The sequence below is a fragment of the uncultured Campylobacter sp. genome, assembly GCF_938045205.1.
Lineage (GTDB): Bacteria > Campylobacterota > Campylobacteria > Campylobacterales > Campylobacteraceae > Campylobacter_B.
Map to the genome: position 1 here is coordinate 44,175 of NZ_CALIMY010000101.1, position 13,033 is coordinate 57,207.

Annotated in this window: 15 protein-coding genes and 1 CRISPR repeat array (1 of these 16 running past the window's edge); of the genes, 12 read left to right on the plus strand and 3 right to left on the minus strand. The window is 47.4% G+C overall.

All coding sequences use genetic code 11. The features are described 5' to 3' along the window. Positions 1-3: direct repeats of the CRISPR family, unit length 30 nt; it begins 550 nt to the left of the window's first position. A 638-nt stretch (positions 4-641) separates the two neighbouring features. From Q0198_RS06045 to ppk2, 3 genes are all read right to left on the minus strand, one after another. Further along, positions 642-776 carry a hypothetical protein gene (locus Q0198_RS06045; RefSeq protein ID WP_005869088.1) on the minus strand — a complete coding sequence of 45 codons (135 nt, stop codon included), beginning with the start codon at positions 774-776 and terminating at the stop codon, positions 642-644. A gap of 1 nt (position 777) precedes the next feature. Next, complete coding sequence (locus Q0198_RS06050; protein ID WP_040303199.1) at positions 778-1,023, minus strand: helix-turn-helix transcriptional regulator; 246 nt, start codon at positions 1,021-1,023, stop codon at positions 778-780. A gap of 770 nt (positions 1,024-1,793) precedes the next feature. After that, the gene (gene ppk2 / locus Q0198_RS06055) at positions 1,794-2,696 is read right to left on the minus strand and encodes a polyphosphate kinase 2 (protein WP_297896110.1); all 903 of its coding nucleotides are present in this window, start codon (positions 2,694-2,696) and stop codon (positions 1,794-1,796) included. A 108-nt stretch (positions 2,697-2,804) separates the two neighbouring features. On the opposite strand from ppk2, the gene dsbD reads away from it, so the two are divergent. The 12 genes from dsbD (at position 2,805) to mrdA (ending at position 12,927) form a co-directional block, all read left to right on the plus strand. Beyond that, positions 2,805-4,778, plus strand: a complete 1,974-nt coding sequence (dsbD, locus tag Q0198_RS06060; protein WP_297896111.1) for a protein-disulfide reductase DsbD — start codon at positions 2,805-2,807, stop codon at positions 4,776-4,778. Between the two features lie 48 nt (positions 4,779-4,826). Further along, positions 4,827-5,405: an imidazoleglycerol-phosphate dehydratase HisB gene (gene hisB, locus Q0198_RS06065; protein WP_297896113.1), complete on the plus strand. Its 579-nt coding sequence runs from the start codon at positions 4,827-4,829 to the stop codon at positions 5,403-5,405. Between the two features lie 254 nt (positions 5,406-5,659). Further along, positions 5,660-6,082, plus strand: a complete 423-nt coding sequence (locus tag Q0198_RS06070) for a hypothetical protein (RefSeq protein WP_297896115.1) — start codon at positions 5,660-5,662, stop codon at positions 6,080-6,082. A gap of 7 nt (positions 6,083-6,089) precedes the next feature. Beyond that, a complete protein-coding gene (locus Q0198_RS06075; protein WP_297896117.1) occupies positions 6,090-6,227 on the plus strand; it encodes a hypothetical protein in 138 nt (45 codons plus the stop codon). Position 6,228: 1 nt separating this feature from the next. Beyond that, entirely contained in the window at positions 6,229-7,176 is a 948-nt protein-coding gene (locus Q0198_RS06080) for a substrate-binding domain-containing protein (protein WP_297896119.1), read from the plus strand. Between the two features lie 86 nt (positions 7,177-7,262). After that, positions 7,263-7,751, plus strand: coding sequence for an HAD-IIIA family hydrolase (locus tag Q0198_RS06085; RefSeq protein WP_297896136.1), 489 nt, complete (start codon positions 7,263-7,265; stop codon positions 7,749-7,751). 67 nt (positions 7,752-7,818) lie between these two features. After that, positions 7,819-8,352 (plus strand): LPS export ABC transporter periplasmic protein LptC, encoded by a 534-nt coding sequence (gene lptC, locus Q0198_RS06090; RefSeq protein ID WP_297896121.1) that lies wholly within the window; start codon positions 7,819-7,821, stop codon positions 8,350-8,352. Further along, the gene (lptA, locus tag Q0198_RS06095; protein WP_297896123.1) at positions 8,316-8,831 is read left to right on the plus strand and encodes a lipopolysaccharide transport periplasmic protein LptA; all 516 of its coding nucleotides are present in this window, start codon (positions 8,316-8,318) and stop codon (positions 8,829-8,831) included. The genes lptC and lptA overlap by 37 nt, the downstream gene beginning before the upstream one ends. Beyond that, positions 8,828-9,727, plus strand: a complete 900-nt coding sequence (locus Q0198_RS06100; protein WP_297896125.1) for a GTP-binding protein — start codon at positions 8,828-8,830, stop codon at positions 9,725-9,727. Before lptA ends, Q0198_RS06100 begins: the two co-directional genes overlap by 4 nt. Positions 9,728-9,839: 112 nt before the next feature. Beyond that, positions 9,840-10,655 (plus strand): GNAT family N-acetyltransferase, encoded by an 816-nt coding sequence (locus tag Q0198_RS10960; RefSeq protein WP_366111934.1) that lies wholly within the window; start codon positions 9,840-9,842, stop codon positions 10,653-10,655. Then, positions 10,622-11,110, plus strand: coding sequence for a hypothetical protein (locus Q0198_RS06115; RefSeq protein WP_297896126.1), 489 nt, complete (start codon positions 10,622-10,624; stop codon positions 11,108-11,110). The genes Q0198_RS10960 and Q0198_RS06115 overlap by 34 nt, the downstream gene beginning before the upstream one ends. Next, on the plus strand, positions 11,107-12,927 hold the full coding sequence (gene mrdA, locus Q0198_RS06120) for a penicillin-binding protein 2 (RefSeq protein ID WP_297896130.1): 1,821 nt from the start codon (positions 11,107-11,109) through the stop codon (positions 12,925-12,927). Before Q0198_RS06115 ends, mrdA begins: the two co-directional genes overlap by 4 nt. The last annotated feature ends 106 nt before the right edge of the window (positions 12,928-13,033 follow it).

The window sequence follows — 13,033 nt, forward strand, 5'->3', positions numbered from 1 at the left end:
AATGCCTAAATGGGCTTATTGCACGATTCGCGTAGGAGGTAGAATTCATCTTGTTGAAATCAAAACGGATTTACGCGATACGACTTTTACGGCGGAAATGGATAGAATTCTCATCTCGCTATAAAATTTAAAAAGATTAGTTGTGGCTGGGATAAGATACAGCATGGGGCACTTATGCGAAATTCATTCGGTTTCAATTCACCTACTAAATATGTTAAATTTATGGGTTAGGAATGAAATTTTGGAGTTACTCACAAATTAAAATTTTTAACGAACTATATATTTACCACAATATAAATAGATTTAAATGCAACTCATTTAATAGCAATTCAAAATATTTGTAAAAATGCACGCCAGGGATCTTAAAAGCTAGGTTAAAGAAGGAATTCTGCATTAATTTTAATTAAATACGCTACAAATTTAAGATCATGAGCCAAAGTATAGAATTTAAAATTAAATTAGATAATACCAAAGAGGCAGAAAGATGGAAAAAATTTTATAAAGTAGAATTTGGTAGCATCCTCTGAAACTGCAAAACAAAGAATATCGGCGTGGTCGTCATAAAAAGGAAAAATCATCTAAATTTAATGGATACTACCGCCTTTGCCACATAAAACATAATAATTAAATGCCTCCGCCAATTATTTTTTAAAATTTTTAAAAAATTTCTTCAAAAGCGCCTTATAAAAAATCGCGAATTTCGACTCTTTTTTCTCATAAATCACGCGAAAGACGCCCTGTAGATCCAGCTTTTCTTGCAAAGTAATGTTTTGCACTCTACTCTCCTATAAGTTTTTTTATCTTATGCAGCACAAACGCAGCGTCGTCGCTATCGAGCTCGCACAACATCTGGCATATCGCGGTCGCGGCTTGCGGCTTGGTCGTGCCCAAGCGCCAGTCCTGATACGTCCGCATCGACACGCCTAACCTCTGCGCCATCGCGGCGTGCGAGATCTTTTTGCCGTTGTTTTTAGCTTCGACGGCATTGTGCAAAATGTTGAATATATCGCTCGTTTCTAACATATGAAAATTATACAAATTTATTCGTTAATTATACATAAAATCGTATAAAATGAATAAAAATCGTGTTATTCATAAGTAAAAATAGCAAAACACTTCGTTTATCCGTATGAATTATACAGAATACTGCATAAAATAAACATAAAATTTTATAAAATTTTGCATATTATGCCGTAAAGATGAACCGGCTTGCACAAACAGGCATCTTATAGAACGGCACATTAAATTTTAAAATGGGGATAGATGAAATTTTACACATCGAAGCTTTTGGGGTTTGATTTTTTTTGATCGGCTCTGGTAGCAATTACAAACAAGATGGAATTTTACCCTATGCCGAGCCATATCTGCCGGCACAAAGAGCGTTTCAATTCCTAGTGGAATAGAATTCTACGGAAAGGCGGTGAATGCGGGATATGTGAGTTTCGCATTTCAATTCCCGTTGGAGTTTGAAACATTTCAATTTGCTCTTTAAGTTCTTTTATCTTTTCGTGTAAATTTCCTCCGTTGGGAATTGAAGCTATGGGCGACAGCCGCAGAGAAAAGCAAGCGACGAGGTAGAATTCTATTCCATTAGGAATTGAAACGTGATATACTTCATCGCGTAGCCCGTGGCGTTGTGCATAATTCCATTCCATTAGATAGAATTCCAAAGGATCTTGAGGTGCACAATCATAGAATTTAATGCCTTTCTATGATTAGGAAATAAATTCCTAATGAGGCAATTCCTAGCAAGCCTCCCTAGCAATTCTTAGCGAGTAATCTTCATTGGTAAGTCAACCCTTTTTCTTATCCTTCTTGTTCTTGCGGGAGGGGCTCTCCAGCTTGCGCCAAGCCTCGCTTTTTTGGCTATCCTCCATTAGCACTATCTCCCTGGCGCCATTTCGCACGAGGTTTGGATCCACCGCGAGTTCCTTCGCATCGATCTTTTCGGGATAGTCTATGCGCGAGAGTATGCAGCGGAAGGCGTTTAGTCGCGCGATCTTTTTATCGTTGCTATCAAGGATCGTCCACGGCGCAAACTCGGTATTTGAAGCGAGCAGCATCGAGTATTTTGCGAGCGTATATTGATTCCACAGTTCCTGCGATCTCGCATCCACCGGCGAGAGTTTATACTGCTTCAACGGGTCGGTGCGGCGCGATTCGAAGCGCCTTTTTTGCTCCTCTTTGGAGACTGAGAAGTAAAATTTAAACAAAATTATCCCCGCACTTACCAAAAGCTCCTCAAATTTAGGCACTTGGCGCAGGAAATCTTTATGCTCGGCGTGAGTGCAAAAGCCCATCACCGGCTCGACCATCGCGCGGTTGTACCAGCTGCGGTCAAAGATCGCGATCTCGCCGCCGCTGGGTAGGTGCGCGACGTAGCGCTGGAAGTACCACTGCGTCTTTTCTACGTTGCTCGGCTTTTCGAGCGCTACGATGCGGCATCCGCGTGGATTTAGATGCTCAGTTAAGCGCTTGATCGTGCCACCTTTGCCCGCCGCGTCGCGCCCCTCCATCAAAATCAAAATTTTTAAGCCTTTTTCTTTTACGAATTTTTGCAGCTTCAAAAGCTCGATCTGGTATCTCTCAAGCAGCGTTTCGTAGTCTTTGAACGAGATTTTTTCGTACTTTGAGCTTTTAAATTCTATCTCTTTCAGTGCTATTTCGCCTGTTTCGGTTTTGATCTCTTTGCTCATATCGCCTCCTAAAAATTTTAAGGAATTTTACAAAAAAGTTCTTTAGATTACACTATAAATTCATACTTATTACGTTAGAATGTAGGAAAAAATTTCAAAGGATAAAATTTGATCAGATCACTTATTTTGGCAGCGTTTTTTCTTTTAGGCTTGGGCGCCGAGCCCCTGAAACCCTCCGATGCGTTCAAGCTTAACGTGACGGCGCAAAGCGGTAGCGTAACGCTAAGTTTTGATATCGCGAACGGGGTTTATCTCTATCAAAACGAGATAAAAATTTTCACTGACGGCGCGGAGGTAACGAATTTAATAAATCTGCCCGCCGCGACCGAATACAAGGATTATAAAATTTACGAGGGCAAATTTAGCATCGCCGTGCCTTTGGGCCTTGTGCTTGCAAATGCCGCAGACAGCGATGATTTCGTGCTTAACGGCGATTTTTTGGGCTGCACGAAATCGGGCTTTTGCTACCAGCCGCAGCAGTTCGGTTTCAGCTTCAAGCGCGTGGTAGAGGGCTATCAGATCAGCAAAATTTCAAACTCCGAGCTGAAAAAATACCGAAGCGGCGGAAATTCCGCGCAGATTTCTGCCTCATACAGCGCACAGAGCGGGACTGTAAATTTTAAAAGCAATGCCGCAGCAGCGGGCGCAGGGACAGATTCCATGGCGGACTCTCACGTAGCGGGAAATTCCGCGGCAAGCTCGGCTGAAAACGCTGCTGTAAATTCCGATGAATCCTCCGCGCACAAAAACCCACGCGACGCAAATTCCATCTCCGAGCAGGATAAAATTTTAAACGTTCTTGGCAGCAAGAGCTTCATCGCCGCGATCGCGCTGTTTTTCGGCTACGGCGTGCTGCTCTCGCTAAGCCCTTGCGTCTATCCGCTCATCCCGATCCTCTCGTCGATCATCGTGGCGAAAACTTCCTCGAAGCCGAGCGCGAAAAAAAGCCTCGCCGTAAGTCTCGCGTATATTTTCGGGATGGCGAGCTCGTATGCGATTTTAGGGGCATTCGTGGCGGTTTTTGGGCAAAATTTACAGGGCCTGCTGCAAACTCCGCCCGCGCTGATCCTAACCTCGCTCATATTCGCCGCGCTCGCGTTTTCTATGTTTGGATTTTATGAGATCCGCTTGCCTGCGCGCTTTCAAAGCTTCTTAAATAGCAAAAGCGAAAATGCCGGCGGCCTGATCGGAGTTTTTTCGATGGGACTTATCTCGGCGCTCGTCGTATCGCCGTGCATCTCCGCTCCGCTTGCGGGCGCGCTCGTTTACATCGCGGGCAGCGGCGACGTTCTGCTGGGTGCGGCGGCTCTTTTTGCGCTGGGGCTCGGAAGCGGCGCGCTACTGCTTGTGGTGGGGCTCGGCGGCGCACTGCCTAGACCCGGAGCTTGGATGGAGGCGGTGCCTAAAATTTTCGGCTTTTTGCTGCTTTTTACGGCTGTGTGGATTTTGCGCACGCTCATCGGCGAAAATTTAAGCCTGCTGATTTACGCGGTTTTAGGCGCGATCTTTGCAGGATTTTTGGGGCTGTTTGACGGCGGCGCGAGCGGTATCAAGCGCGCTTTGGCTCTCGTAATCGCGCTATATTCGGCGCTGCTGCTCGCAGGCTTTGCCAGTGGCGCGAAAGATTTTTCCAGGCCGCTTGGTAATCTAATCCCGCAAAGCACGAGATATTCCAGCGGCGGCCCCGGCGGCGAGAGCTTACAAGTGGGCGAAATTTCTAGCGCTCAAAATTTTGGCGGCGCGCATTTTTCGTTTGTGCACGATCTGGCGCAGCTGCGCGGCGAAATAGAAAATTCCAAAAAGCCCGTGATAGTGGACTTTTGGGCTAGCTGGTGTAAAAATTGCGAGCAGAGCGAGCGAGCGTTCGCAGATCCTGCTCTTGCGGGCGCTCTTGATAAATTTAGCCTTTTAAAGATCGATCTTAGCGAAGATAGCGAGCAAAATAGGGCGATAAAAGCGCATTTTAACGTATTCGGCCCGCCTACGATTCTGTTTTTTAAAGAGGGCGCCGAGATTGCGAACCTGCGCCAGATCGGCAGCGTAAATTCCGAAAAGCTGGCCGAAATTTTAACCGAAATTTAGTGAAATTTAGATAGATTTCAAACAAAATTTAGTTTTAAGGATTGCGCGATGATAAGCAAAAATAGGGCTACGAAAGAGACCAAAATCGAGCTTGAGCTTGAGCTTTACGGGCGCGGCGCAGCGCAGATACAAACGGGCATCGGTTTTTTCGATCATATGCTTAGCGCGTTTGCCAAGCACGCGTGGATCGATCTGAACCTGCGTTGCGAGGGCGATTTGCAGGTTGATTTTCATCACAGCGTCGAGGACTGCGGCATCGTGCTCGGAAGCGCGATCAAAGAGGCGATCTATCCCGCGCAAAACATCGAGCGCTTCGGCGATAGCGTCGTCGTGATGGACGAAGCCGCCGTAAGCGCCGCGCTTGATTTTTCCAACCGCGCGTTTTTGGTATTTGATTGCCCGAGCCTGAAGCGCGGTAAGATCGGCGAATTCGACGCCGAGCTCGTGGAGGAATTTTTCCGCGCTCTGGCTTTCAACGCAAATTTAACGCTGCATCTAAGCCAGATCCGCGGCGAAAATCTGCATCACGTCGCAGAGGCCGCGTTTAAAGCGTTTGCTGTCGCATTCCGTCGCGCGATAAGTATCAACGAGCGCGCCGGCGTGCCTAGCACCAAGGGCGTTTTATAACGGCAAATGCGCGCTAAATTTAGCAAAATTAGCAATTCGCGGTTTTGTAATTTTATCGGCGTTTGAAATTTTACTCTCGCCGCTGCTTGAAATTTGCAAAATTTCGCCCTTGTTCGGGCAAAGCGCGCCGCTTTTATTAAGACCGCTGGCGGTGCATTTGCGCCCGCCGCGAAAACCGCGAATATGCTATATGAAATTTCACACCGTCGGAGCGCTAAAATGCCGCTTTGCATATTAAAATTTAAAGGTAAAAGATGAATAATTTCGGATCGCTTATGGAGATTTTAAATGTGCTGTTTTTGATCTGCTTTGTTTGGCTTATCGTGTGTTTGATTAAATTTATCAGATCAAAAGATGAGCCGGAGCGCCATACAAGAGATAGAAAATTTCTAATCATTTCGACGATTGCGTTTTTGTGCACCCTTACTCCGCTGGTATATTTTGAGTGGCTGCCGGATATATTTATCTCGATCTCGGTTTTGATCGCGCTGCCGATAATTTCGTTTATTTTTCTAATCGTGTATTTGGTAAAATTTATTAAATCTGCTAAAAGCGCGCCCGAGCGCCGCAGAAAGATTAGAAATCTCCTGATCCTCTCCATGTTTTTATTCATAATCTTTTCGGCGGTCTTAGCCGGCTTTTTATGGCTGCTTAATAGCGCGTTTGCGCATATGTGAGGCATAAATGAGCGATGAAATTTTTCAAAAAACGATCGCAGTAATAATTACGGCGTGGGCGATCAGCGTTTGCGCGCTAACCGCAGCGGCGCTGTATCTTCAGAGCAAATGTTCGATCATCTCCTATATCGCAAACGGAAATTAATATGAAGCGTGCAATTATCGCCATTTTGCTGCTGCTTAGCTTGGCGGCTTTCGATTTTGCATTTTACCGCCTCGTCGTGAAGCGATACGTAAATCAAAGCAGCGCCGAGATGCAGGCTAAATCGATCGAGCTGCACAAATTCCTGCCGTTTGAGCAGGGCTCGCAGATCGTGCGCGCCAGCTCCGGCTTAAAACTTAGCGGCGATCTGCCGATAATCGACGGCGCAGCGGCTTTGTATCCCGTATTTTCGGCATTCGTTGCGGCGAGCTATCCGAAGGAAAGCGTGGAATTTGACGGGCAAAATTTCACGAGTGCTAGCAGGCTTAAATTTAGCAATACCCGCGGCGCCTACAAGGCAATAAGCGACGGCGAGGCGGATATCATTTTCGTCGCCGCTCCTTCGAAGCAGCAGCTTGATTATGCGCAGGAAAAGGGCGTGCGCTTGCGCTTTGTGCCGATCGGGCTGGAGGCGTTCGTCTTTATCGTAAATGCAAATAACAAAGTTTCAAGCTTAAGCTTGGATCAGGTGCGAGGAATTTATTCGGGGCAATATAGTGATTGGTCGCAGCTCGGCGGCGAGCGCATGCGAATAGATGCCGTGCAGCGAAACGCGGGTAGCGGCAGCCAGAGCGCGTTTTTGAAATTTATGAGTAAGACGCAGCCTAAGCGCAAGATCACGGGCTTTTTCGGCAGTGCGATCGGCTTTTCGTTTCGCTATTACGTCGAGGGGATCGTGCAAAACGGCGGCGTGAAGATGCTTAGCCTAAACGGCGCGTATCCGAATAAAGAAAATATCGCTAGCCGCAAATACCCGCTCGTAGCCGAAATTTACGCGGTTTACGACGAAAATAAAAAAAACGAAAATATCCGCATCTTGATAGATTGGATCCTTTCGCCGCAGGGGCAAAGTATCATCGAAAATAGCGGCTACGTGCCGATTAGGGGCTAAGATCGCAGCTTAAATTTATACGGCGTTTGCCAAAAATTCAGCCAAATTTCGTTAAAATCGCAAAATTTCAAAAAATGGAAAACGAAGTGATAAAGATCATATTTTTAGACGTAGACGGCTGTCTTAGCGACGGCGGGCTGTACCATTCAAACGGCGGCGAAGAGATGAAGAAATTTAACGTAAAAGACGGGTTTGGCATCCAGGAATGGCAGCGACTGGGGCTAAAGGTCGCGATCATCACCGGCAAAAGCTCGCAAATCGTCGCAAACCGCGCGCGCGAGCTGAAGATCGATACGCTCTTTCAAGGCGAAAAAGACAAGCTCTCAAGGGCGGAGCAAATTTTAAAAAATTTTAACCTAAGCTTCGATGAGGCCGCCGCGATCGGCGATGATATAAACGACGCGAAGCTTTTAAACGCAGTCGCGATCAGCTTCAAGCCCGCCGATGCGCTAAGCTCGCTAAAAGCGGACGTCACGCTAAGCAAAAACGGCGGCTGCGGCGCGGTGCGCGAGATGATCGAAATGCTCGTCGATAAAAACGGCATGCGCGAAGAGTGGAATAGCAAATGGCTGTAGTTTCGCAAGCGCGCGTGAGAATGCCTGCGAGGGGCAAAATTCTGCGTAGATCAAAAGGAGCCGAGCGATGGTGATAAAGATTTTCTACGTCGCGATTGCGATCTTTTGCGTCGCGATGGTGTTTTTAAGCGTGCAGACGCCATATTTTAGCGATATGTTTAGGCAGGATCTAAGTATTGCGAATATGGAGATGAAAAAGATCGTCGATTATCAGATTGGCGAGCGCGTGGATGCTAAATTTACCGCGGACGGCGGCACTCGCTACAAGGATCGCGACGAGTTTGTAAATTTTAAAGCCGAGGAGATTAGCGCGGATCTAAATCACACTTTGGTTTCAAAAACCGCGACGTGCGCAGGCGAGCTGATAAAATTTAACGGCGACGCGCACTATGTAAATAGCAGAGGCTTTGATTACACTGCGCAAGAGATCATCTACGATACGAGCAGCAAGATCGTCCGCTCTGACGTGCCGTACGTGCTGCGCCAAGGCGGCGACCGCATCACGGGCGCAAGCATCAGCTACGATACTAAAACCAAACAAACAAACTCAAAAGGAATCCACGCATGGTATTTAATAAAAGATCAAAACTCTACAAACTAATACTTTCAGCCGCGCTAATTGCGGGCTCCTGCGCGACTACTCTTAGCGCCGCGCAGGAGCAGGTCGAGGTCACGGCGGATAATTTTTTCGCCGACGAGATCAAGCAGATCAGCGTGCTGACGGGCAACGTTCGCATCAAAAAGGGCGCTTACGATACGCTAAATTCCGATAAAGTGACGATCTACTTCGACGCCAAGCGCCAGCCTACCAAATATGTCGCGACGGGAAACGCAAATTTTAAAATTTTACTCAATCAAAAGCATTACGACGGCAAGGGCGGCGTACTGACCTACGATCCGACTATCGAGGCCTACACGCTCGAAAACAACGCCTATCTGCATGAGGCCGAGACCAAAAAGGAGGTTTACGGCGATAAGATCATCGTAAATCGCCAAAAGGGCACCTACGAAGTAAAGAGCGGCGGCGGCGAGAAAAAGCCCGTGCGTCTGATCTTTCAGGTCGAAGATCAAAACAAATGATCTATCCTAGCAGCGCGCAGTTTATCACCTCCGCCGCAAATATCGCGGGTGCGCCCGAGTTTGCGATGAGCGAAGTGGCGTTTTTGGGGCGTTCCAACGTCGGCAAAAGCAGCCTGATAAACGCGCTTACCGGGCGCAAAAATCTAGCCAAATCAAGCTCGACGCCGGGCAAAACGCAGCTGATAAATTTTTTCGAAGTTAAATTTAAACAAAAGCTTGCCGCAGACTCGGACGGCTCGCAAAATGAAACATCGCTAGATTTAGCAAGCAAAGAGGCTTTAAGCTCGGCTGCGAATTGCGCGCAAGATCACGCGGAGGCTGCGGCGTCTGCGCAAAATTCCAAGCAGGATTTCGTTTTAAATTTAAAAAGCGCTTCGGCGGATTTTAGATCGGATCGCGACGCAGATCTTGCGGCGGGTTCCGCGCCGAATTCCGCGCAAAGCTCCGAATTAAATTTGAGCGACAGATCCGCGCTAAGCTTAGCGGGCAACCCCGCCTTTTCGGATCTTGCAAGCTTGGGTGAAAATATCTCTTTGATCTTCGTGGATCTGCCTGGGTTCGGATACGCTAAGGTTTCTAAAAAACTGCATTATATCTGGCAAAAAAATCTCGACGAGTTCATCAAAGAGCGCCTAAATATCAAGCTTTTCGTCCATCTCATCGACGCGAGGCAGTTTGATCTTACGATAGATAAAAATTTGCAAAACTATCTCGCTAGTTTTCTGCGCGGCGATCAAAAGGTCGTGAGGCTCTACACCAAAGCCGACAAGCTCAACCAAAGCGAGCGCGCAAAGCTTTTGAGGCACGATCCGCAGGCGGTTTTGGTCTCTACGCTGAAGGGCGGCGGGCTGCAAAAAGCGCGCGAGATCATCGTGCACGGGGCGTTTGGATTATGAAATTTCTAAATTTAAATACGTTAAATTTTGCGGCGCAGAATTTCAAAATAATTAAATTTAGAGGATATAAAATGCGCCGCGAAGATCGCGCAAAGATTAGGGAAAATTTTAGATGATACGGCTAAAAAAGGCGCGCCTTTGCGACATTTCGCGTATGCAGGAGCTCGTAAAAGAGGAGGTTCAAAACGGCGTGATCTTGCCGCTTGAAAGCGATGAGATCGCTGCTAATATCCGCTCATACGTGCTGGCGTTTAGCTGCGATTCTAAGGCGGATACGAGCTTTTATTCTAAAGAGAATTCCGATTTAAATTTAGCCGAGAATTCTGATTTAAATTTAGCGCACGGCTCGGATTTAAATTTAATCCAAAGCTCCGCCGCAAATTTTGCCGAAATTACTTCTGAAAATTCCGCCGAAAATGCCGCGGGCAATTTCGCATCGCAACGAGATATGTCTCAAAATAGCGCGCCACGAAATAGCGCAGCGCAAGCCGTATCCGGGGCGGGAAGTGCGCAAGCAGACAAAGAGCAAATTTTACGGAGCGAGTATTCGCAAGAAGCAAGCGTTTTTCAAACCGAACGTTCGCAGCCCTGCGAATCGCAGTGCTTAAAAGAAGCCGAAATTTTAGCGGGCTTTGCTTCGCTTAAAATTTTTAACGCCGATCTTGCCGAGGTGCGCTCGCTCATCGTCGCTCCGCAGTTTCGCAGGCGGGGCATTGCTAGGGCGATCGTAAATGAGCTGCTAGACGAGGCGAAATTTTACGGGCTAAAAAGCGTATTTACGCTCACCTATCAAAAGGAATTTTTTGGGCGCCTCGGTTTTACCGAAATCCCAAAGGATGAGCTGCCCGCGCAAAAAATTTGGGCCGATTGTATTAAATGTAAAAAGTTTCCGGTATGCAACGAAATCGCACTTATCTATACCTTATAGCGGACACGCTTTTTAGCGCGGGAGTTCTTTTCTACCTGCTTCTAAGTGCGGTGTATAGAGGCTTGCCGCCGCTGATCGGGTTTTTTTTCACGGCGATGGTGGTGCAAAAATACGAAAACGACGTGAAATTTAAAAAGTTCGGCTTTACCTGGTTTTTCTCTATTTTTTATCTATTTTGCGCCGAGCAGATCCACGGATTTAACCTATTTAGCGTGGCTATCGCGTATTGTATATTTTATTTCGTGGTCTATGAAAACTCATTTAAGTATATTAAATTTAGGAATTTTTTGATCTGCTTTTACGTGATGATTAGCTATGTTTTGATCTTTGTGGTGAGCAACGCGATCTCGGCGATCAAAAAGAGCGAGTATCTGCCACTAAGCGGCGAGTATTTAAATTACATCGTGATTGAAATTTTGCTTGCTCTGCTCTTTTTTAAGGGGCGGCTGGTATGAGGCTAAAGTTCGTATTCGTATTCGTGATACTATTTTTTAGTATGCTTTTGGTTAGAATTTATTATCTTTCGATCAAATCGAACGAATTCTACGAGCAGGTCGCTAAAAACAACGTCATCTCCACCGAATACATCCCGCCGGTGCGCGGTCAAATTTTAGACGCCAAAGGCCGCCCGCTCGCGATAAACAATCTCGGCTTTTCGCTATCCATCGCGCCGCATCTAAAAGACGCCGCGCTACAAAGCGAGCTAAACAACATCTCGCGCTACTTCAAAGATCTCAACGTCACCGCGATGAGCAAGAGCTACAAGGACGCGAATTCCGCTTACAATCAAGACTTTATCGAAGTCGTGCCGTTTTTGGACTACAACGCCACGATAGAGCATTTTGCAAGCCTAAGCCTGCACGAAAATATTAAAATTTCGCCCGCTTCGCAGCGCTTCTATCCTTACGGCGCGCTTGCTTCGCACATCATCGGCTACGTCGGCCGCGCCAATAAAAAAGATATTCAAAACAACCCTCTAAGCGCGCTTACCGGATACAACGGCAGAAGCGGCGTCGAGGGGTATTATAACGAGCTTTTGCAGGGTAGCAAAGGCGAGCGCAAGACGAAGGTTACGGCGCTAAATCAGGTCGTGGAGGAGATCTCGATGCAGGAGCCCAGCAGCAGTGAAATTTCGCTTACCATCGATCTTGAGCTGCAAAAATACCTCGAGGAAATTTTTAAAGACAAGGACGGCGTAGCGATAGTGATGGATCTGCGCGACGGTGCTATCATCGCGGCGGGCAGCTTCCCCGAGTACGATCTAAACACCTTCGTGGGCGGAATTTCGCAGACGCAGTGGGATGAGCTGATAAAAGACCCGCGCCATCCTTTTACGAATAAGCTCGTAAATGGCCTCTATCCGCCGGGCTCCGTAATTAAAATGGCAGTGGGGATGAGTTTTTTAAACAGCGGCAAGATCAACGAAAACTGGAGCGTGTTTTGCAGCGGCGCGATAGAGCTTGGAGGGCGTAAATTTCGCTGCTGGAAGAGCTGGGGTCACGGGCGTGTGAGCCTAGTAGAAGCGATTAAAGGCAGCTGCGACGTGTATTTTTACGAAGGCTCACTACTGGTGGGGATCGACTATATGTCCGCGTATCTGCAGCGTCTGGGTTTCGGTAGCAAAACGGGCGTCGATCTGCCCAATGAGTTTGTAGGCACGATGCCTAATAAGGCCTGGAAAATGCAGAAATTTAAGCGCGCGTGGTATCAGGGTGAGACGGTCAATGCCTCGATCGGCCAGGGCGACGTGCTCGTCACCCCTATGCAGGTAGCTAAAAACACCGCACAGATCGCCTCGGGCAAGGCTATCACGCCGCATTTTTTAAAAAGCATCGACGGCAAGCCGGTGGAATTTACCCCTACCGAGCTTTTCACGCCGAAAGAAAAGGCGCAGCTGCCCCTCGTGAGGCGCGGCATGTATGAGGTCGGCAACAACCCGGACGGAGGCACCGCCTACAAGCTCATCCATACCGCAGTAGTGCCTCTAGCGGTCAAGACGGGCACCGCGCAGGTCGTAGGAATCTCGCAGACTACCAAAAAGCGAATGAAAGAGGCCGATATGGACTACTTCCACCGCTCGCATGCATGGATGACGAGCTTTGGGCCGTACGATAAGCCGCAATACGCCGTAACCGTGCTCGTAGAACACGGCGGCGGAGGCGGAAGCGCAGCAGGTCCAGTGATAATGCAAATCTACGAAAAGCTCGTCCAGATGGGCTACATCGATGCTAATGCAACGACTAGCAAAGACAGCGCAAAGAAGACGAAGTAAGATGGAATTTTAAAATTATAAAATTTTAGAATTCCGCCTGTCCTTCGCGGGCTTGGAATTTTATCTAGCTTCCATGGGTTTGAAATTTTAAAATTTCGTGCAGGCT

Excerpts from the sequence above, each read along its gene's own strand:
- Q0198_RS06050 (WP_040303199.1), bottom strand. The coding sequence starts at position 1,023 with ATGTTAGAAACGAGCGATATATTCAACATTTTGCACAATGCCGTCGAA.
- ppk2 (WP_297896110.1), bottom strand. The coding sequence starts at position 2,696 with ATGAGCAAAGAGATCAAAACCGAAACAGGCGAAATAGCACTGAAAGAG.
- hisB (WP_297896113.1), top strand. The coding sequence starts at position 4,827 with ATGATAAGCAAAAATAGGGCTACGAAAGAGACCAAAATCGAGCTTGAG.
- Q0198_RS06070 (WP_297896115.1), top strand. The coding sequence starts at position 5,660 with ATGAATAATTTCGGATCGCTTATGGAGATTTTAAATGTGCTGTTTTTG.
- Q0198_RS06075 (WP_297896117.1), top strand. The coding sequence starts at position 6,090 with ATGAGCGATGAAATTTTTCAAAAAACGATCGCAGTAATAATTACGGCG.
- Q0198_RS06080 (WP_297896119.1), top strand. The coding sequence starts at position 6,229 with ATGAAGCGTGCAATTATCGCCATTTTGCTGCTGCTTAGCTTGGCGGCT.
- lptC (WP_297896121.1), top strand. The coding sequence starts at position 7,819 with ATGGTGATAAAGATTTTCTACGTCGCGATTGCGATCTTTTGCGTCGCG.
- lptA (WP_297896123.1), top strand. The coding sequence starts at position 8,316 with ATGGTATTTAATAAAAGATCAAAACTCTACAAACTAATACTTTCAGCC.
- Q0198_RS06100 (WP_297896125.1), top strand. The coding sequence starts at position 8,828 with ATGATCTATCCTAGCAGCGCGCAGTTTATCACCTCCGCCGCAAATATC.
- Q0198_RS10960 (WP_366111934.1), top strand. The coding sequence starts at position 9,840 with ATGATACGGCTAAAAAAGGCGCGCCTTTGCGACATTTCGCGTATGCAG.
- Q0198_RS06115 (WP_297896126.1), top strand. The coding sequence starts at position 10,622 with ATGCAACGAAATCGCACTTATCTATACCTTATAGCGGACACGCTTTTT.
- mrdA (WP_297896130.1), top strand. The coding sequence starts at position 11,107 with ATGAGGCTAAAGTTCGTATTCGTATTCGTGATACTATTTTTTAGTATG.